Here is an 18,674-nt window from a genome sequence, read left to right as displayed (position 1 = left end):
GCCAATGTTCCTACCTTTCTTCGAAAACCTCCGAAAATCTGGTATCCCCGTAAGCCTGCGGGAATACCTCACATTTCTGGAGGGGATGAAGGTTGGGTTGGCCACCTATGACGTCGAGGCATTCTATTACCTCGCGCGTGTGTCGATGGTGAAAGACGAACGCAACATCGACAAGTTTGACCGCGCCTTTGCCGCCAGCTTTAAGGGCCTCGAAGACATCTCGTTTCAGGACGTGATGGAAGCTGTCGATATTCCGGGCGATTGGCTGGAAAAGATGGCTGAAAAGCACCTCTCAGCCGAAGAAAAGGCTGAAATTGAGGCGCTGGGCGGTTTTGACAAGCTGATGGAAACGCTGCGCGAGCGTCTCAAAGAACAAGAAGGTCGCCATCAGGGCGGCAACAAGTGGATCGGCACCGCCGGAACCTCTCCTTTTGGGGCCTATGGCTACAATCCCGAAGGCGTGCGGATCGGACAAAAAGAAAGCCGCCACCAGCGCGCCACCAAAGTGTGGGACAAACGCGAATTCAAAAATCTGGACGACTCCGTCGAACTGGGCACCCGCAACATCAAAGTCGCCCTGAAACGTCTACGTCGCTGGGCCCGCGAAGGCGCGGTCGAAGAGCTGGATCTGGACGGTACCATTCAGGCCACCGCCGAACACGGCTATCTGGACGTGAAAACCCGCCCCGAACGCCACAACGCAGTCAAAGTGTTGTTGTTCCTCGACGTTGGCGGCTCGATGGATCCCCATATCAAAGTCGTGGAAGAGCTGTTTTCAGCCGCCCGGACCGAGTTCAAGCATCTGGAGTATTTCTACTTCCACAACTGCCTGTACGAAGGTGTCTGGCGCGACAATCGCCGCCGTTGGGATCAACAAACCTCGACCGACGAAATCATGCGCACCTACGGGCCTGACTACAAATGCATCTTTGTGGGCGACGCCTCAATGTCCCCGTACGAGATCGCCTATCCCGGCGGAGCCAATGAGCACTGGAACCCCGAAGCCGGTCAAGTCTGGCTACAGCGCGCACGTGAACAGTGGAAATCCAACCTCTGGATCAATCCGGTGCCGGAAAAATACTGGGATTACACCCACTCCATCAGCATGATCAAAGAGATCTTTGAAGCCAACATGGTGCCGATGACCTTGTCTGGGTTGGAACAGGGCATGCGGGATCTGACGCGGTAAAGGGTCAAATCGAAAACTTATGCCCTGCCTCTACTGGGGTTAGTCCAAGAATATTCCACTGCGTTCAAACCGTTCGCAGTTAGCGCAGACGTATTTTTAGGTGCTGCTCTCGCGGCGGGAAACATCAGGGGCACCACCTCTTTCCTTTGGCATAGATCCTAAGAACAGAGCCGCCAAGCTAACCGCCCCAGTTAAGTAGACTGGAAACCACAGAAGATTTTCCAGCCAAACCATTCCTTCAATTCCATCTGGAAAAGTAGCTCCTGCCACATAAACCCCAGTGAGAAAGTACCCGGTGGCAGGAACGCTCACAAAAAAGAACAAGGCACCGCCTACTAAGGCATTCGGCGGGCGGCTCAGCCATCGTGGGGTTGCAGGCGGTATCGCCAAAACAACGTTAAGTCCAATAGCAAGTCCGACAGCAGGCCAGAACGCCACATGCGCCTGTAAATTCTCCGGGACCGTGGCCGCCCCAAAAATGAAGAACCCAAACAAACAAAATCCATATAATCCAAAAAGGCGTAGACACAAAACGTACATTTTTTGAATGAAATTTCTCATGCTCTACCCAATTCACACACCTAAAACACAACCAAACTTTGATTAGAGAGCACCTTAGGAAAATACAATACCTGAACATGATCCACTGCAATGGGATTGCTTTGCCCCGTCCGTACCACCATATCTAACCCATGTTGCGTTTTACCCCGATCCTTCTGGCGATCCTCTATGCCCTTGCCATGTACCGGTTTTCGGTCTGGCGGACTCATAAAGATCTGGATGCCAAATCGACGGAACTCGCTGATCCCAAGCTCAAACAGCTGACCGATCAGATGGCCGCTGCCCTTGGTTTGACACGTATTCCTGTGTTCATCTACGAAATCGACCCGGTGAACGGGTTGGCCGCACCAGACGGGCGTATATTTATCACCCGAGGGTTCTATCGCAAATTCCAAGCAGGCGACGTCAGCGCGGCTGAGATGAGCTCGGTCATTGCTCACGAGCTAGGCCATGTGGCCTTGGGTCATTCGCGCCGCCGCATGATCGATTTTTCGGGCCAGAACGCCCTGCGCACCGCGTTGGCGATGGTGTTGGGGCGCTACATTCCCTTTATCGGAGTGTGGATCGCCAATATGACCGCCTCGCTGTTGATGGCGCGCCTGTCCCGCAGCGATGAATATGAGGCCGATGAATATGCCGCCGCCCTGCTGACCAAAGCCGGGATTGGGATTGCCTCGCAAAAAAGCCTGTTCTTAAAACTCGAAGAACTGACCCAAAGCCGGGCCGGCGTTTCGCCTGCATGGTTGATGAGCCACCCTAAAACCGCCGAACGGATTGCGGCTTTGGAAACCCTCGAAAATCGGTGGAAAACCCAAGGCTAACCCAGTGCCTTGGCCAATCGTGGTAAGCGCGCCTTTTTCAAAAGCGGGCGCATATCCCACGCATCCCCCGACAATCGGCGTGCCTCGGCCAGCACTTTTGCACCAACAAGCGCGACACTTTCCGGGTCCTCACGCCAAAAATTGCAAAGGAAGGCGTCAGGATCAATGCGGTCTAAACCCTCTTCAGACAGGGTCCGACGCGGAAAGTCCTTGGCGTTCAGGGTGACGATCAGATCTGCAGAGCCGGAAATCGCCGTTGCCAGAACATGTACATCCGCCGGGTCTGGCAACCACAGCCGCGCCTCAACCCCCGGGGCTGGCGGCAATTCAGCTGCGGGCCAAGCCGCGCGCAGCAAGGCAATCTCGGCTTCCGCCTGCATCGTGCCCGTTGGGCCTAGCTTGACAGCCGCCCGCGCCCATTCACCCAAGATCCGCGTTGACCAAAGCGGGGTAAAGTGGCCCAAATCAGCCACCCCCATCAGCATCTCGCGCATCACAGTTGGGAACAGAACGCAGGTGTCCAGAACAACCTTCACAGTCGAAAAAACACCGCTTTGAGGTAGCCACTTTCAGCCAGTTGCGGCAATTGCGGGTGATCCGCGCCTGCATATCCGGTGTGCAGCAATTGCGCCGACTTACCTGCCCGTCCAATGCCACGCGCCGACGCCGTGCGAAATTTGCTCAGGTCCGCCGCATGAGAACAGGAACACAGCCCCAGATAACCACCCGGCTTGACCAACTGTGCCGACAGCCGCGCAACCCGCTCATAGGCGCGCAAACCAGCCTCAAGCGCCTGTTTCGAAGGCGCAAAGGCAGGTGGATCACAAATAACCACATCGAATGTCTCGCCCTCAGCCGACAAAGCAGACAACACATCAAACGCATCGCCCTGGCGGGTGGCAAACCGATCGCCAACGCCCGACGCCTCAGCGCCTTGCGCAGCCAACGCCAACGCAGGAGCAGAACCGTCAACCGCAATCGCCTCGGCCGCTCCATTCGCCAGCATTGCCAGACCAAAACCGCCCACATGGGAAAACACATCCAATACCCGCGCACCCGGCGCGACCAACCGCGCAGCAAAGGCGTGGTTCGGACGCTGGTCATAAAACAGGCCGGTTTTCTGACCACCTGTCAGGTCGGCCATATAGGTCGCACCATTCATCGGCACCGGCACAGGGGCGTCAGGCGCGCTGCCAATTAATACAGCATTGACGTCATCCAGACCTTCCAACCCACGGGTCCGACCCGACGCGTTCTTGAGAACAGTCTTCACCCCAGTGACCGCGACCAAAGCTTCGGTCAGCGCCTCTAGGTGCACTTCGGCCCAGGCTGCATTCGGCTGAACCACGCAGGCATCACCAAAGCGGTCGATGATCACACCGGGAAATCCGTCCGATTCCGCATGAACCAGACGATAGAACGGTGCATCAAACAAACGCTCCCGCATCTCAAGCGCACGCTGCAAGCGGGCCTGAAACCATGCCACATTCAGCTCGGCTGCTGGATCGCGATCCAGCATTCGGCACATAATTTTGGAATCGGGGTTAAACGCCACCAATCCCAGCGGTGCACGATTTTCATCCTCGAGCACGGCCAATGCGCCAGCCGGAATGCTCTTGGTCCGGCGGTCGGTGACGATTTCATTGGCATAAACCCAAGGGGCACCATGGCGCACGGCACGCGCATTGGTTTTCGGTTTCATGCGAACAGTGGGGCGGGCAAAAGAAGATGAGGGCGCTGTCATAAGCGCCCTCTTACGGAAATTCTTGGGTATGGGAAAGCCTCAGAGGTTGTTCAAAACCTGGAAAAAGCCAAGGCTTGCGTTTTCATAGCCCTCGGGCTTGCTCAACTCCTGCCGGATCACTTCGGCCAAGTGGTTTGAAATACGCACCTTTTGGGTCTGACCATGGGCTACAGCGTTAATCGCCTGCTGGCCACCAAAGGCATCCAGATCTGCGCGCACTTGCCGGGGCTCTGTCAGGAATTCACCGGTTTTTGGATCGACCAGCGCCAGATCAAAGGTGATCGAATGAACGCCACCCGTGGTATAACGCGCCTTTTCGGTCAACGCATGGAAGCGAACCAGATTCACAGCCAAGTTTACTTCGACCGGACCATTCAACCCGGCAACCCCTTTTGACAGAGCGTCCTGAACGATTTTCTGAACCTGAGCGTGACGGTCGCCGATTGGGTCTTCGCGCCAGACAATGTCACCACGCGGCAGGTATCGGTTGGCTTCAGACACTTTCAGCGAGCGTGGCACATAAACCGAAACGGATTTGACCGTTACAGGCGCATGACCCGGGTGTAATTGCAAAGGCGCGGCCAATGATGTGGCTCCGCTTTGCACAGGTGCTGCATTGGCAGCGGCCGAGGCGCTCGAGATCGGCGCCAAAGAGGTGGCGTCAATCGAAGCCCGGCCCACTTCTGTGGATTGGTATCCCACAGGCGCGGATACAGCCGATGTTGGCAATTGCTCGAACGGAACGTTCCGGGTTGGCACGTCTACGGCGGTACATGCCGAGACAGCCAGCCCCAAACCCGCAAGTAGGATCTTTTGCATGGATTTCATTGTCTCTCTCCTTGAACAAACCCCGAGACGCATTCCCGTTGTTTTGACATCCAAGGTTTGCCGCCCAATTGGGGCAACTTTTAGACAATTTCCGCTCGATTTAGCGGTGATTTCTTTTTTCGCGTCCTAGTTGCGCTCACGGGATCGCCAACCACCCCGGCGCTTTGGGGAGGTCATCGTCGTCAATCCAGCCTTTAAAACAGCGCTCATCGGGTGATCTGGCGCATCATCTGCATGGCGTTGAATCAGTGTTTCAATGGCGTCCCGCTGGGCGACCCCTTCCGGCAGACTCAACGCCCAGTCCAGAAAAATGCTGCGGCACTGAGAGTCATTGATTCCCTCGATTCTATACGCCTCAATCATCAGGCCTTTTTGATCAATCGGGTCCTTGGTCTGGTTCATCTGCGGCCTCCTTTATGACCCTGGCGATCACCGCTGCCGCGGTGTCATAGCTCTGCACAAGCGCCGCTTGCAGGTCTTCTATCTTGTCATACCCAGTGGTGCGGCACAAAAAGGCGGCCCCACCTTCGCCAATCTTATCTGCTTCAATCGCCTTGCCGGACAGCAACCGCGCCGCAGTTTGCACAGACCAGCATAGATCGTAGCAGTCCTTGAGCGTTTGAGCGTCCGCGACATTCAACCATCCAACAGCGACGGCCCCCTCCAGCCCCGAATGCACATCCCGTGCCGCAAGCCCCGCAAGCAAGGCACCGGCTTGAGCGACCAGTTCGATGTCCATCATCCGTCCCGCCCCGGTTTTGGCATCCAACACCCCTGCCGGGTGTTTCGCCGCCGACAGTCGGTCGCGCATATCCTGAACGTCGCGCAGAACCTTTCCGGTCTTTCTGGGCTTGGCCAACACTTCTTGGCGGAAACTTTCCAAATCGTCACCCAGCTCTGCATTGCCAGCCACAACCCGCGCCCTCGTCAACGCAAGATGTTCCCAAACCCAAGCCTGATCGCTCTGATAAGCGGTAAAGCTGGCCAAACTGGTTGCCACTGGCCCTTGGGTTCCAGAGGGTCGCAACCGCATGTCGACTTCATACAAACGCCCCTGAGACATCGGCGCGCTCAGCGCCGTGATCAACGCCTGCGTGAGACGGGCATAATAGGGTCGTGTGGACAAGGGGCGTTTGCCGTCCGACCCCTCCTGATCCAGTGGGTCATAGATCACGATCATATCCAGATCAGACATGGCATTGATCCGCGACGCCCCCAGCGACCCCATGCCCAGCACAGCCGGCCCCCGTCCCGGAGGCGGCCCATGTTTACGCGCGAACTGATCGGTCACAATCGGCAGGATCGCATCAATCACGGCTTGCGCCAATTCAGCATACTGCGCCCCCGCATCTGCTGCGTCGATCAAACCGCGCAAATGGTGCACACCAATATGGAAATGCCACTCTTTCGTCCACCGGCGCGCCGTGTCCAATTGGGTCTCGTAATCCGCTTCAGCACCCAACAACTCTTTCAACTCTTGTGTCAGCGTCTCAAGACCCGGCCAGGGCTCAAAAAATGCCCCCCCGATCACCGCGTCAAATACCGAGGCATTGCGCGACAGATGATTGGCGAGCGCATGCGAAGTACCAACGATATCAATCAGCAGATCAATCAATTGCGGATTGGCCTCGAACAGGGAAAACAACTGCACCCCGGCCGGAAGACCTGCCAAAAACCCATCCAGCGCCAACAGCGCCTCTTCGGGCTTGGCAGTCCGCGCCAAACGGGACAGCAACTCCGGTTTCAACCGTTCGAATATCTGGGCACCCCGGCTTGATCGCAACGCAGGGTACGTTGTCCACCGTGCCAGAACCGAGGCATCAAATTCCACCTTGATCGGCTCTGGTTTAACCACAGCACCAGCATCTGGGGCAAAGAATCCTTCGGTCAATTCGTGCACTTCGGTCAGCCGCGCAGTCAGATCCGCTATCAACTCTTGGCGATCCACCCCCATCAAACAGGCGATGCGTTCAATGCCTTCCTCGGAATTGGGCACCTTGTGGGTTTGGGCGTCATGCACCATCTGAATGCGATGCTCGACCTCGCGATGGGCGCGATAATGGTCACTCAATTTTACCGCCACCTCATCCGGCACCCAGCCTTTGGAGGCCAACGCCGTCAAGCCTTCGACTGTGCCACGCAGACGCAGATCCCGATCCCGTCCGCCTGCAATCAACTGCCGCGTCTGGGTGAAAAACTCGATCTCTCGGATGCCCCCCCGCCCCAGCTTCATATCATGGCCCGGAATGTTCAGCGCCCCACCGGTGCCTTTGTTTTCACGAATCCGTAGCCGCATATCGTGGGCGTCTTGAATGGCGGCAAAATCCAAATGCCGCCGCCACACGAATGGCTTCAACGTCATAAGAAAGCGGTGCCCTGCCTCGATGTCCCCTGCACAGGGGCGCGCCTTGATGTAAGCCGCGCGTTCCCATGTCCGCCCCAGGCTTTCATAATACCGCTCGGCCGCTTCCATCGCCATGCAGACCGGCGTGACCGCAGGGTCCGGGCGTAAACGCAGATCGGTGCGAAACACATACCCATCGGCTGTCTTATCGCTCAGCGTGGCGCACATGTTCCGGGTGGCGCGCACCATAGACTGGCGCGCCTCATAAAAATCATCCGGATCATAACGGGTTTCATCAAACAGCACGATCATATCGATGTCCGAGCTATAGTTCAGCTCGTGCGCGCCCATCTTGCCCATGGCCAGGATCACCATCCCGGCAGCGGTTTCAACATCATCCTCGGATTGACCCGGCACTTTGCCCCGTCTAATCAGATTTGCCAGCTCAGATTTGGCCGCAACATCCGCCGCCAGGGCCCCGAAGTCGGTCAACACCTCGGTCACCCGTTCCAACGGCCAAACCCCGGCAATATCCGCCAGAGCGGTCACCAACGCCACGCGCCGCTTGGCCCGTCGCAATTCCGGCTTTAACTGATCCGGGGCCAGCCCCTTGCAATCAGCAAACACGGCTTCGATCGCCGCATTTGGATCCGCCAACGCTGGTAGGATCCAATCACGTTCTTGTCCGATCAGGTTCTTCAAATAAGGGCTCGACCCGCCAACTCCTTCGATCAACAGGGCCAAGTCCCCCGTTGCATCCGGCACCAAGGCGCGCGCGTCCGCCCCCAGATCTGCATCAAAAGGACGTGGAAGGCGGGTGATTTCAAACAGGTTGCTCATGTCGCCAAATTGCGCAGCCCACCGAGGCAGGTCAATGCGACAAAGAAAGGAAACAAGATGGAAAATCGTTGTTCGTCAAGGTAAATCAAAATCATTCCCGACCCAACATACGCCACGACACTGGCCCAATGAAATCAATGCACCCACTTTGGCAAAGTGAGCACCGGGGCCCAGATCAAGGCCGACAGCGTCATCACTGGGGAATGCGGCAACGTCATGGATACATGGTTGAAAAAGTTCGAAACCGCGAACAAAAAAGCCTCAAATGCGCGGCCGCCCCCCACACCCGGTCCCCTGCAACAGTTGGAATACGGTGCCGGCACCTTCAATGAGCGGATCAATTCCCGTGATCGCGTGGCCACGCCGCCGCGACACCAGATCAGGCGTTTTGATCCGCCGACCACGCGAACACTGCAGTCCAAGCTGTATCACACTTGTCCCTCGCCAGCTTGCGGATGAGTCAGGGAAACGGTAGCTGATGTCACGATCCGGGCGGCGCGCCTCATCTTGCCCGCTAGATCAAGCGCCATAAACCAATCGCAGGACTGCCCTCTTATGCTTACCCTGATCAGCTTGTTCTTCGGGGCGTTCTTGGCCGCAACCATTCTGCCCTTCTCATCCGAAGTGATGCTGACACTGGCTCTGACCTCAGGCGAGTTCAATACATGGCTGCTGGTTTCAATCGCGGCATTGGGCAATACGCTTGGCGCACTTCTCAACTGGTACTTGGGCCGGTTTTTGATGCATTGGTCAGATCACCGATGGTTCCCCTTTTCACAACCGCAACTGACACGCGCTGAACAGGCCTTTAACCGCTATGGGCTTTGGTCGTTGTTGTTCGCGTGGGTCCCGGTGGTTGGCGATCCGCTAACCCTTGCGGCTGGGGCGTTGAACGTACGACTTGCGGTGTTCCTGCCCCTAGTCGCAGTCGGGAAATCGCTTCGCTATGTGGCGATTGGCTGGGTCATCTAAGTCACTGGAACATCAAACAGAAAACCCAAAAAAATCCGGAAACCACGCCCAACAATCCGTCAGGCATGCATCAAATCCAACAACGAGATACGAGAATTTGGTGGGTGATGAGAGGCTCGAACTCCCGACATCTTCGGTGTAAACGAAGCGCTCTACCAACTGAGCTAATCACCCGTGAGCAGCCTCTTACAGCTCCTCCATCGCCGCTGCAAGAGGTTCTTTTTCATCGCTCTGAATTACATTCTGCGAAACCAGACTCTGCCGCAGTTTACAGATGATGATCCGACCGTTGCCTTTGTCTTCTGTGCGGTTGATGCGCAGCTTGCCCAAAGGTTGAAGATTGAGTTCGCGACCTTCGGCAATTGTTTCGCCAAGAATAGCCAGCGCCGCTTCAATCGCAGGCTTCGCATCCTTTTTCTTCACACCAGACCGGGCCACAACCAGATCAATCAGTTCCCGTTTTTTCATTTCGGGTTCACCGGTTTCCACATCACTGGATTCTGGCTCTGAAACTTTCACAACCTTGGGCAAAGGCCCTTCGGAATCGGCTGTGTCCTTAAAGACTTCCGGGTCGGCAGCCACAACTGGTGCCTTGGGCTTCGCTTTGCTCGCCACAGGCTTGCGTGTGGTCGTCGCGGTCTTCGTCGCTCGTCTTGCCATGTCATGCCTCTATGATTTTTTGCTTTGTCTCAGAATACAGCTTTGTTTCCGGTTTTGCCACAATAACCCAAATATTTCTTAAACCTGTGACCCTCAGCTTTGGACCGCTTTGGTGACACGACAAAAAGAGAAAGGGGCGCGCCCATTGGCACGCCCCTTCAAATTTTTAAAACCAACCCGACTTAATGCGCAGTTGCCGTGGCTCCATCACCCGATGAAATCGCCGATTTCGCGGCGGCAGCTTTTTCTTCTTCTGCAGCCTCATCCCATTCAACCGCTTCGGGTTGTCTGACCAGCGCGTGCTTCAGAACTTCGGACACATGGCTGACAGGAATGATTTCCAAACCCTCTTTCACATTGTCCGGGATCTCAGGCAGATCCTTTTCATTCTCTTGCGGGATCAGAACCGTGGTGATCCCACCGCGCAGAGCAGCCAACAGTTTTTCTTTCAGACCACCAATCGCCAACGCGTTGCCGCGCAATGTGACCTCGCCCGTCATCGCAATATCTTTGCGCACCGGGATTTTGGTCAACACGGAAACAATCGACGTCACCATGGCCAGACCCGCACTTGGTCCATCTTTGGGCGTCGCCCCTTCGGGCACGTGCACGTGGATGTCCCAATTGTCGAACCGTGGCGGCTTAATTCCCAACTGAGGGGACACCGACCGCACATAGCTCGACGCCGCTTCGATGGATTCCTTCATCACATCGCCCAACTTACCGGTCGTCTTCATCCGACCCTTGCCCGGCAGGCGCAGCGCCTCGATGCTCAGCAATTCGCCCCCGACCGAGGTATAGGCAAGCCCGGTTACAACCCCGACCTGATCCTCTTTTTCGGCCAGACCATAGCGGAATTTCTTCACACCCAGGAATTCATCCAGATTATCCGACGTCACCGTGACCGAGTCCGCCTCTTTCTTGATGATCTTGGTCAGCGATTTCCGCGCAACCTTGGCGATCTCACGCTCCAGATTCCGCACGCCAGCCTCACGGGTGTAGACCCGAATGATATCGGTCAACGCTTCATCCTCAAGCGAGAATTCCTTGGCTTTCAACCCATGGTTCTTGACCTGCTTGCCTACCAGATGCTGCTTCGCGATCTCACGCTTTTCATCTTCGGTGTAGCCCGCCAGCGGGATTATCTCCATCCGATCCAACAACGGCCCTGGCATATTGTAGCTGTTCGAGGTGGTCAGGAACATCACATTGCTCAGGTCATACTCAACCTCGAGATAGTGATCGACAAAGGTGCCGTTCTGCTCCGGATCCAACACTTCCAGCATCGCCGACGCGGGATCACCCCGGAAATCTTGACCCATCTTGTCGATTTCATCGAGCAAGATCAGCGGGTTGGTTGTTTTGGCCTTTTTCAACGCCTGAATGATCTTACCCGGCATCGATCCGATATAGGTCCGACGGTGTCCCCGGATCTCGGATTCATCACGCACACCGCCCAGCGAAATACGTATGAATTCACGGCCCGTTGCCTTGGCAACTGATTTCCCAAGCGAGGTCTTCCCCACACCCGGAGGACCAACAAGACACAGGATCGGGCCTTTCAGCTTTTTCGACCGCTGCTGCACCGCTAGGTATTCAACGATACGCTCTTTGACCTTTTCCAAACCATAGTGGTCATCATCCAAAATCTTCTGCGCACGGCCCAGATCCTTTTTCACACGGGACTTATCTCCCCATGGAATCGACAGGATCCAATCCAGATAGTTGCGCACAACAGTAGCTTCCGCCGACATCGGCGACATATTCTTGAGCTTCTTCAGCTCGCCTTCGACCTTTTCGCGCGCTTCCTTGCTCAGCTTGGTCTTGGCAATTTTGGCTTCCAGTTCGGCAACTTCATTGCCGCCCTCTTCACCATCGCCCAATTCCTTCTGAATGGCCTTCATCTGCTCATTCAGATAATATTCGCGCTGTGTCTTCTCCATCTGAGATTTGACACGGGTCTTGATCTTTTTCTCGACCTGCAGAACCGACATTTCGCCCTGCATCAGGCCATAAACCTTCTCCAGACGCTCACTGACGCTCAGCGTTTCCAGCAGTTCCTGCTTTTGCTCAACTTCAATGCCCAGATGACCGGCGACAAGATCCGCCAGCTTCGCAGGCTCGGTGCTTTCACCAACCGCCGCCAAAGCCTCTTCCGGGATGTTTTTACGCACCTTTGCATAGCGCTCGAATTCATCCCCAACCGTGCGCAACAACGCCTCGGTTGTGGTCACGTCACCGGGCATCTCGGTCAGATACTCGGCGCGCGCTTCAAAAAAGATATCGTTTTCAAGGAATTCCGTGATCCGCACCCGCGCTTGCCCCTCGACAAGCACCTTTACGGTGCCATCGGGTAGCTTCAGCAGTTGCAGTACATTGGCCAGCACCCCGGCCTTATAAATCCCATCTGTCGCTGGATCATCCTCACCGGGATCAATCTGACTGCTCAACAGAATCTGTTTGTCGTCCTGCATTACCTCTTCCAAGGCGCGAACCGATTTTTCACGGCCCACAAACAGCGGCACAATCATATGTGGGAACACCACAATGTCGCGCAGCGGCAATACCGGGTAAGAGGAGTTCAGAGGCTCTTGCATGCTCTATCCTTATCATTGGCAAGACGGCACTGGTCCCTATTCAAGGCAACACTCGGCCATCTCCGGTCATGGGTTAACAACGTGGGGCACAGAGACCTGCATTTCAACCGCACCGGCAAATTCGTGAGCGATAGAATGACCTGTGTCACACCTGACCGCAAGGCGAGAACGGGCACATGATGAATTTTCATTCACACATAAATCCCGCTACAAAAATTCAATACGAGATGGTGGGCGGGGTGATGCACATATGCGCGAGCGGCCCACCGTCACAAGCACGCAACACTAGAGCGGTTCGATATCGCCTTGGGCGCGCTGAGCATGAAAATCCGCCTGCCAAGACGCAAAGGTGCCCGCCGCAATCGCGTCGCGCATGCCCTGCATGATCTCTTGGAAATAGTGCAGGTTGTGCCAGGTTAGCAGCATGCCCGAAATCATCTCGTTGGATCGGAACACATGATGCAGATAGGCGCGGGAGTATTTTGAACAGGCCGGACAGCTGCACGCCTCGTCCAAGGGACGCGGATCATCCGCGTGGCGGGCATTTTTGATGTTCACCACTCCATTGCGGGTGAACACCTGACCGGTGCGCCCAGATCGCGACGGCAAGACACAATCCATCATGTCGATACCACGCGCGACAGCGCCCACAATGTCATCCGGCTTGCCAACGCCCATCAGATAGCGAGGTTTGTCCTGCGGCAGGTAATCGGGTGCATAGTCAAGGCAGTCAAACATCGCCTCCTGCCCCTCGCCCACGGCCAATCCGCCAACCGCATAGCCGTCAAAGCCGATCTTGGTCAGAGCCGCAGCGCTTTCTTCACGCAGATCTTCCTCCAGCCCCCCTTGCATAATGCCAAACAAAGCATGCCCAGGACGATCCCCAAAGGCGTCCTTTGACCGCTCGGCCCACCGCATTGACAGGCGCATCGACTCAGCGATCCGATCCCGATCCGCAGGCAGAGCCGGGCATTCGTCAAAACACATCACAATGTCAGATCCCAACAACTTTTGGATCTCCATCGACCGTTCCGGTGTCAGTTCGTGCTTGGACCCATCCACGTGGCTTTTGAACGTCACGCCTTTTTCCGTCAACTTGCGCAAATTCGCCAGCGACATGACCTGAAACCCGCCCGAGTCCGTCAAAATGGGCCGGTCCCAATTCATGAACTTGTGCAATCCCCCCAAACGGTCGATCCGTTCAGCGGTGGGGCGCAGCATCAGGTGATAGGTGTTGCCCAACAGAATATCCGCACCGGTCTCGCGCACGCTTTCCGGCATCATCGCCTTGACCGTCGCTGCGGTGCCAACCGGCATAAAAGCAGGCGTGCGGATGTCTCCGCGCGGGGTGTTGATCACCCCGGTCCGGGCTTTGCCATCGGTGGCATGCAGATCAAAAGAGATACGGTCAGACATCTGAGACACTCCAAATTGGCTCAAGCGGGCAGGATGTGCCCGATCACCGCGTTTTTTGCAAGCCGATTGCCCCTCAGGGCAATCGCGCCACGTGATCTGAGAACAGCCCAACAACCGCGGCGTGATCTATTCCCCGGCAGACCTTGATTTTTGGCCGCGCCGCATCCGTGCGCGTCGCGCCCAATTCAGGCCCGTCCAAAGCGACCGAAACCCCGACCTCAGCCAGATCAAAGAGATGCCGATGCGCACAGGCAATCACAGCCGTCGAGTCGTGCAACCCACAGCCCTCCAACCCAGCAGCCTCTTTGTAGAATTTTAGGTAGAACTGCGAAATATCGCGCAAGAACCCGCCCATATCGACAGATGCCCCGGCCAAAGTCTCAAAATCCTGCGGGGTATACAGCGTTTGCAGCGTCACATCCAAGCCAACCAGAACCGTCTCCATCTCGGCGGCAAACACCTCATCCGCGGCCCTGGCATCGTGATAGATATTTGCCTCAGCCGCGTCGGTGATGTTGCCGGGACAATACACCGCCCCGCCCATGATCACCAATTGCTTGAGGTTGCGCCCGAATTCAGGATCTAACCGCAAAGCATCCGCGATGTTGGTCAGCGGGCCAATGGCACAAACCACCAACTCGCCTTTGTGCGCCCGCGCCATCTCAACCAGATACTCTGCTGCTGGCAAGGCATGGTTGCGGCCCACCTCGGGAATATCCACCATATCCCCATACCCTTCGGGACCATGCACATAGGCCGAGGGCTGATAGTCGCTGGCGCCATAAGGCAATGCCGCCCCTTGCGCCACCGGCACGTCGACGCCCAAGCGGTCCAACAGGTACCGCGCGTTCCGGCTGGATTGCCCAACAAAGGTATTGCCAAACACGGTGGTCAACGCCAGCAACTCGATCTCAGGGGCAGCGACGGCGTAGGCAATCGCCATCGCATCATCGATTCCCGGATCTGTATCAATAATCATTTTCATACCCCTTCGATACGCCACAGGCCTCCGGGCGCCAATCCCCAACGCCCCGCCCGACGCGGTAAATGAGTTGCGCACCCAGCCTTTCCCCCCCTACACATCTTGAAAATGCACCACACAACCCACAAGTGTATACCATTGTACACAACACCTTAGGAGCCCCTCATGACCGAAGATCAGCTCATCGGCCTGATTACCCAAAACATCCTTTACCTGCTTGGCGCGGTCTTCATTGTCGTCGTCATCCTCAAAGGTATACGCATCGTTCCCCAGTCAGAAAAATACGTGGTGGAACGTTTTGGCCGCCTGCATTCCGTGCTTGGCCCCGGCATCAACTTTATCGTGCCGTTTCTGGACGCTGTTGCGCACCGCATCTCGATCCTTGAACGTCAGTTGCCTACTGCGAGCCAAGACGCGATCACCAAAGACAACGTGCTGGTACAAGTCGATACCTCAGTCTTTTACCGCATCACCGAACCGGAAAAGACCGTCTACCGGATCCGCGATGTGGACGCCGCGATTTCTACAACCGTTGCCGGCATCGTGCGGGCTGAAATCGGCAAAATGGATCTCGACGAAGTGCAATCCAACCGCAACCAACTGATCACTACAATCAAAGCCCTAGTTGAAAGTTCGGTTGATGATTGGGGTATCGAAGTCACCCGCGCCGAAATCCTAGACGTGAATCTGGATCAAGCCACCCGCGACGCGATGCTGCAACAGCTCAACGCCGAGCGCGCCCGCCGTGCACAGGTGACCGAAGCCGAAGGTGCAAAACGCGCCGTCGAATTGAACGCCGACGCCGAACTTTATGCCGCCGAACAGATCGCCAAAGCCCGCCGCATCGAAGCCGATGCCGAAGCCTACGCCACCGAAGTCGTGGCCAAAGCCATCGCCGATCACGGCATTGAAGCTGCGCAATACCAAGTTGCCCTGAAACAGGTCGACGCTCTGAACGCCTTGGGCAACGGCACCGGCAAACAAACCATCGTCCTACCTGCCAACGCACTCGAAGCCTTCGGAGATGCCTTCAAAATGCTGAAAGGGGGTAAGTAATGACCGCTGAATTCTGGACACTCTGGTGGGTCTGGATGGCCGGAGCGCTGGTGCTTGGCATCCTTGAGGTGCTGATCCCCGGCTTTGTCTTTCTGGGCTTTGCCATCGGCGCACTCGCAGTTGGGCTTATCCTGCTGCTTTCAGGAATGAGCCTCAGCCTGTCGGTGCTCCTGCTGATCTTTGCCGCGCTGTCACTGGCCGCTTGGCTGATCATGCGCAAGTTCTTCGCCCTACCCAAAGGTCAGGTGAAACACTTCACCAATGACATCAACGACTGAGCCTTCCTCTTCTCCCCGGCCTTCGGGTCGGGGTAAAGACACTAGCGCCTGAATGGGTGTGTTGATGGCTCCCTTCTGACCAGAGCACTTCCACAGCCAGTTAAGTGATGATGACACGAAACCGATGTGACTCCTGGCAAAATGCATCTGTTGCTAAGCGTGTCAGATCAGCCCTTTATTGGCCGTCGTAACCCTGTGTCATGACCGCATCCAGCTTCTTCTGCACGGCGTAATACGCGCGAATTTCTTCGGGCGTGAAGCACGCAGCAAATTCACCAATCCGCGCCATCTCTGTCGCACGAATCTCTTCAATCAAATCGCGGCTTTCTTTTGTCAAAGTATAGTAATGCGAGGTCCGGTGCTTGGGATTGGGAATGGTTTTCAAAAGCCCCCGCTCGATCATCTCCTTGAGCAAGCGCCCGACAAGCTGCCGTGTCACTTGCAGCATCTGGGTGATTTCAGGTCCAGTGGCCTGAGGGACCGATACCAGCACCTCCAGAATGGCCCGTTCGCCAACACCAACACCCGTCCCGTCCAAATCCGCCTCAAGACGCGAGGTGATATTACGCAACAAAGGACGGGTCATTACGATCCCGGCATACAGCATCTCAGCAGGCGTCATATCCTCTGTATCGTTGGACATTTGAATGCCTCCTCAATTTATTCGTCAACTGAGTTGACATATTTTCTCCCACATCATAATTACCCTATGCAAGATCATGTTTCCAGACGCGGAGTGGCCCCATGGCTGACGAGAACCGGATACCTCTACCCAACCCAAGAACCAAAAACCCTTTGATCTTTCCGGATGGCTCGCATGATCCAGCCACGGTTTTCCTGTCCGAAGTCATCGACCACCCCAACATAGAAGTTGGGGATTGGACTTATTACAATGACCGTAGCTTGCCAGACGATCATGCAGGCGCTTTGGCCCCTTACCTGTTCCCCGGCGCGCCAGAGCAATTGCGCATCGGCAGGTTCTGCCAGATTGCGCAAGGCGTGCAATTCATAACTGCCACCGCCAACCACCCTATGGACGGCCTTTCAACCTATCCCTTTAGCGTCTTTGACCCAGACCGAATGGGCACCTACCGCGCGTCCCTCCCTCGGGGGCGAGATACGATTGTGGGACATGATTGCTGGATCGGACGAGAGGCCGTATTAATGCCCGGAGCCGAACTTGGCTGCGGCGTCATCGTCGCCGCAAGGGCCGTCGTGCGTGGCAAAATTCCAGATTATGCGGTGGTTTCCGGCAACCCCGCAAAAATCATCCGCATGCGGTTTAACCCTGCTGAAATTAGCCAGTTGCTGGAAATCGCTTGGTGGTCTTGGCCCTCGGAAAAAATTGCCCGAAACCTCCACCTGATCGAACAAGGCGATGTTCTTGCGTTGGCGGAGCAAAACGATGCTGACATCATGAACGAACCTCAAGACTAAGCTCAGACTAGTCCCACAGCACAAAACGGTCTCTCTCTGCGTCATTTTGCGCAGCCAAGAAGGCTGTCTCGCGCTAGCCGACGCCCCAAACCTCCGCCCAACGGCGTTCCCTGATGAAACCATGTTTCATCGGCCGAAGGCCTGCGGGCCAATCACCCCCCTGCAGATGCCAGGGCAACCCAATCGCTTGGACAAGAACGCCCTGCGAACAACCTAGAAAGCAAAGACAATGAAGATCGCAACATTGACCGCAATCGCGGCCCTGCTTAACGCCCCGACCCTCGCCCTCGCAGGCGACGATTGGAACGGCTTTTACGCCGGCGTTCACTTTGGCGCCTCAGACGCTGACCTTACCAGCGGCACGGCCGGCCTTAGCGACCATTCCGCCGTCTATGGCCTGCAGCTGGGCTATAACCACGGCCTTGCCGACAAGTGGGTCATCGGGGCTGAACTGAGCTATGGCACCGCCGAATACAAAGGGTTAGGCCCATCCAAAGACATGGACACAACCCGGCTAAAGCTAAAGGCCGGTTACGATTTGGGGCCGACCTTGGTCTATGGCATTCTCGGCTACGCAAATATCGACCTTGGCAATACCAACGAAAGCGGCGCAACCTATGGCATTGGGGTTGGGTACAAAGCAACGGATAGCATTATCCTCAGCGGGGAACTTATTCGGGACAGTTTCGATATCAAATCCACGGGCGTTGATGCGGATACAACCTCTCTGGCGCTCGGTATCTCCTACCAATTCTAAGTCTCATCAGGGCCAGTTAAAAAGCCAAGCGCCCCGAAAAAAGGTTGAGGACTGCAAAGTCGCCGTCCCAACCACAGCCGCCGTCCCTTGACGGGTAGAAACCACATAAGGAGACCCCTCATGGAGCCGGGTTCAATCATCTTATTTGTCGGAATTATCGTCGGCGCCTGCATTCTGGGTGGCGCGGTCTAT

At 56.1% G+C, this 18,674-nt stretch carries 18 protein-coding genes and 1 tRNA gene; 7 read left to right on the top strand and 12 right to left on the bottom strand.

What is annotated here, in order from left to right; genetic code table 11:
* Positions 1 to 4 precede the first annotated feature (4 nt).
* On the top strand, positions 5 to 1,189 hold the full coding sequence (locus tag ABWV33_RS10420; RefSeq protein WP_353330589.1) for a vWA domain-containing protein: 1,185 nt from the start codon (positions 5 to 7) through the stop codon (positions 1,187 to 1,189).
* Between the two features lie 96 nt (positions 1,190 to 1,285).
* On the opposite strand, the gene ABWV33_RS10415 is transcribed toward ABWV33_RS10420, so the two are convergent.
* On the bottom strand, positions 1,286 to 1,750 hold the full coding sequence (locus ABWV33_RS10415) for a hypothetical protein (RefSeq protein ID WP_353330587.1): 465 nt from the start codon (positions 1,748 to 1,750) through the stop codon (positions 1,286 to 1,288).
* 131 nt (positions 1,751 to 1,881) lie between these two features.
* On the opposite strand from ABWV33_RS10415, the gene ABWV33_RS10410 reads away from it, so the two are divergent.
* On the top strand, positions 1,882 to 2,571 hold the full coding sequence (locus ABWV33_RS10410; protein ID WP_121996985.1) for a M48 family metallopeptidase: 690 nt from the start codon (positions 1,882 to 1,884) through the stop codon (positions 2,569 to 2,571).
* On the opposite strand, the gene ABWV33_RS10405 is transcribed toward ABWV33_RS10410, so the two are convergent.
* The 5 genes from ABWV33_RS10405 to ABWV33_RS10385 all read right to left on the bottom strand — a co-directional run bounded on the left by ABWV33_RS10405 (position 2,568) and on the right by ABWV33_RS10385 (position 8,327).
* Positions 2,568 to 3,107, bottom strand: a complete 540-nt coding sequence (locus ABWV33_RS10405; RefSeq protein WP_353330585.1) for an RSP_2648 family PIN domain-containing protein — start codon at positions 3,105 to 3,107, stop codon at positions 2,568 to 2,570. The genes ABWV33_RS10410 and ABWV33_RS10405 overlap by 4 nt on opposite strands.
* Positions 3,104 to 4,315, bottom strand: coding sequence for an RSP_2647 family RNA methyltransferase (locus ABWV33_RS10400; protein ID WP_353330583.1), 1,212 nt, complete (start codon positions 4,313 to 4,315; stop codon positions 3,104 to 3,106). The genes ABWV33_RS10405 and ABWV33_RS10400 overlap by 4 nt, the downstream gene beginning before the upstream one ends.
* Positions 4,316 to 4,354: 39 nt before the next feature.
* Positions 4,355 to 5,143, bottom strand: coding sequence for a DUF6778 family protein (locus tag ABWV33_RS10395; protein WP_113824515.1), 789 nt, complete (start codon positions 5,141 to 5,143; stop codon positions 4,355 to 4,357).
* A gap of 126 nt (positions 5,144 to 5,269) precedes the next feature.
* Positions 5,270 to 5,545, bottom strand: a complete 276-nt coding sequence (locus tag ABWV33_RS10390; RefSeq protein WP_113824516.1) for a hypothetical protein — start codon at positions 5,543 to 5,545, stop codon at positions 5,270 to 5,272.
* A complete protein-coding gene (locus ABWV33_RS10385; RefSeq protein WP_353330580.1) occupies positions 5,520 to 8,327 on the bottom strand; it encodes a [protein-PII] uridylyltransferase family protein in 2,808 nt (935 codons plus the stop codon). Before ABWV33_RS10385 ends, ABWV33_RS10390 begins: the two co-directional genes overlap by 26 nt.
* A gap of 555 nt (positions 8,328 to 8,882) precedes the next feature.
* On the opposite strand from ABWV33_RS10385, the gene ABWV33_RS10380 reads away from it, so the two are divergent.
* Positions 8,883 to 9,299: a YqaA family protein gene (locus tag ABWV33_RS10380; RefSeq protein WP_353330578.1), complete on the top strand. Its 417-nt coding sequence runs from the start codon at positions 8,883 to 8,885 to the stop codon at positions 9,297 to 9,299.
* 98 nt (positions 9,300 to 9,397) lie between these two features.
* Here the strand turns inward: ABWV33_RS10380 and ABWV33_RS10375 are convergent.
* The 5 genes from ABWV33_RS10375 to ABWV33_RS10355 all read right to left on the bottom strand — a co-directional run bounded on the left by ABWV33_RS10375 (position 9,398) and on the right by ABWV33_RS10355 (position 14,957).
* A tRNA-Val gene (locus tag ABWV33_RS10375) sits at positions 9,398 to 9,473 on the bottom strand.
* Positions 9,474 to 9,485: 12 nt separating this feature from the next.
* Positions 9,486 to 9,959 (bottom strand): HU family DNA-binding protein, encoded by a 474-nt coding sequence (locus tag ABWV33_RS10370; protein WP_251134324.1) that lies wholly within the window; start codon positions 9,957 to 9,959, stop codon positions 9,486 to 9,488.
* Positions 9,960 to 10,141: 182 nt separating this feature from the next.
* On the bottom strand, positions 10,142 to 12,556 hold the full coding sequence (gene lon, locus ABWV33_RS10365) for an endopeptidase La (protein ID WP_113824520.1): 2,415 nt from the start codon (positions 12,554 to 12,556) through the stop codon (positions 10,142 to 10,144).
* A 285-nt stretch (positions 12,557 to 12,841) separates the two neighbouring features.
* Positions 12,842 to 13,972 (bottom strand): tRNA guanosine(34) transglycosylase Tgt, encoded by a 1,131-nt coding sequence (tgt, locus tag ABWV33_RS10360; RefSeq protein WP_353330576.1) that lies wholly within the window; start codon positions 13,970 to 13,972, stop codon positions 12,842 to 12,844.
* 73 nt (positions 13,973 to 14,045) lie between these two features.
* Positions 14,046 to 14,957: a nucleoside hydrolase gene (locus ABWV33_RS10355; protein ID WP_502930906.1), complete on the bottom strand. Its 912-nt coding sequence runs from the start codon at positions 14,955 to 14,957 to the stop codon at positions 14,046 to 14,048.
* 162 nt (positions 14,958 to 15,119) lie between these two features.
* Between ABWV33_RS10355 and ABWV33_RS10350 the strand changes: the two genes are divergently transcribed.
* Positions 15,120 to 16,010: an SPFH domain-containing protein gene (locus ABWV33_RS10350; RefSeq protein WP_121996976.1), complete on the top strand. Its 891-nt coding sequence runs from the start codon at positions 15,120 to 15,122 to the stop codon at positions 16,008 to 16,010.
* Positions 16,010 to 16,288, top strand: coding sequence for an NfeD family protein (locus tag ABWV33_RS10345; RefSeq protein ID WP_121996975.1), 279 nt, complete (start codon positions 16,010 to 16,012; stop codon positions 16,286 to 16,288). Before ABWV33_RS10350 ends, ABWV33_RS10345 begins: the two co-directional genes overlap by 1 nt.
* A 175-nt stretch (positions 16,289 to 16,463) precedes the next feature.
* On the opposite strand, the gene ABWV33_RS10340 is transcribed toward ABWV33_RS10345, so the two are convergent.
* Positions 16,464 to 16,931 carry a MarR family winged helix-turn-helix transcriptional regulator gene (locus ABWV33_RS10340; RefSeq protein ID WP_353330571.1) on the bottom strand — a complete coding sequence of 156 codons (468 nt, stop codon included), beginning with the start codon at positions 16,929 to 16,931 and terminating at the stop codon, positions 16,464 to 16,466.
* Between the two features lie 101 nt (positions 16,932 to 17,032).
* Between ABWV33_RS10340 and ABWV33_RS10335 the strand changes: the two genes are divergently transcribed.
* Together ABWV33_RS10335 and ABWV33_RS10330 are read left to right on the top strand one after the other, a co-directional pair.
* Positions 17,033 to 17,725 (top strand): CatB-related O-acetyltransferase, encoded by a 693-nt coding sequence (locus tag ABWV33_RS10335; RefSeq protein ID WP_353330569.1) that lies wholly within the window; start codon positions 17,033 to 17,035, stop codon positions 17,723 to 17,725.
* Between the two features lie 229 nt (positions 17,726 to 17,954).
* Positions 17,955 to 18,482, top strand: a complete 528-nt coding sequence (locus ABWV33_RS10330; protein ID WP_353330567.1) for a porin — start codon at positions 17,955 to 17,957, stop codon at positions 18,480 to 18,482.
* Positions 18,483 to 18,674 lie beyond the last annotated feature (192 nt).

Origin of the sequence: Phaeobacter sp. NW0010-22, assembly GCF_040365955.1 — a bacterium.
Classification (GTDB): Bacteria; Pseudomonadota; Alphaproteobacteria; order Rhodobacterales; family Rhodobacteraceae; genus OMPR01.
This window is presented reverse-complemented; position numbering and strand designations above follow the sequence as displayed.

Bases quoted from the DNA above. Each gene is read 5' to 3' on its own strand.
- ABWV33_RS10385 (WP_353330580.1), bottom strand. From the start codon at position 8,327: ATGAGCAACCTGTTTGAAATCACCCGCCTTCCACGTCCTTTTGATGCA.
- lon (WP_113824520.1), bottom strand. From the start codon at position 12,556: ATGCAAGAGCCTCTGAACTCCTCTTACCCGGTATTGCCGCTGCGCGAC.
- ABWV33_RS10345 (WP_121996975.1), top strand. From the start codon at position 16,010: ATGACCGCTGAATTCTGGACACTCTGGTGGGTCTGGATGGCCGGAGCG.
- ABWV33_RS10380 (WP_353330578.1), top strand. From the start codon at position 8,883: ATGCTTACCCTGATCAGCTTGTTCTTCGGGGCGTTCTTGGCCGCAACC.
- ABWV33_RS10415 (WP_353330587.1), bottom strand. From the start codon at position 1,750: ATGAGAAATTTCATTCAAAAAATGTACGTTTTGTGTCTACGCCTTTTT.
- ABWV33_RS10340 (WP_353330571.1), bottom strand. From the start codon at position 16,931: ATGTCCAACGATACAGAGGATATGACGCCTGCTGAGATGCTGTATGCC.
- ABWV33_RS10410 (WP_121996985.1), top strand. From the start codon at position 1,882: ATGTTGCGTTTTACCCCGATCCTTCTGGCGATCCTCTATGCCCTTGCC.
- ABWV33_RS10395 (WP_113824515.1), bottom strand. From the start codon at position 5,143: ATGAAATCCATGCAAAAGATCCTACTTGCGGGTTTGGGGCTGGCTGTC.
- ABWV33_RS10400 (WP_353330583.1), bottom strand. From the start codon at position 4,315: ATGACAGCGCCCTCATCTTCTTTTGCCCGCCCCACTGTTCGCATGAAA.
- ABWV33_RS10335 (WP_353330569.1), top strand. From the start codon at position 17,033: ATGGCTGACGAGAACCGGATACCTCTACCCAACCCAAGAACCAAAAAC.
- ABWV33_RS10330 (WP_353330567.1), top strand. From the start codon at position 17,955: ATGAAGATCGCAACATTGACCGCAATCGCGGCCCTGCTTAACGCCCCG.
- ABWV33_RS10355 (WP_502930906.1), bottom strand. From the start codon at position 14,957: ATGAAAATGATTATTGATACAGATCCGGGAATCGATGATGCGATGGCG.
- ABWV33_RS10350 (WP_121996976.1), top strand. From the start codon at position 15,120: ATGACCGAAGATCAGCTCATCGGCCTGATTACCCAAAACATCCTTTAC.
- tgt (WP_353330576.1), bottom strand. From the start codon at position 13,972: ATGTCTGACCGTATCTCTTTTGATCTGCATGCCACCGATGGCAAAGCC.
- ABWV33_RS10370 (WP_251134324.1), bottom strand. From the start codon at position 9,959: ATGGCAAGACGAGCGACGAAGACCGCGACGACCACACGCAAGCCTGTG.
- ABWV33_RS10420 (WP_353330589.1), top strand. From the start codon at position 5: ATGTTCCTACCTTTCTTCGAAAACCTCCGAAAATCTGGTATCCCCGTA.
- ABWV33_RS10390 (WP_113824516.1), bottom strand. From the start codon at position 5,545: ATGAACCAGACCAAGGACCCGATTGATCAAAAAGGCCTGATGATTGAG.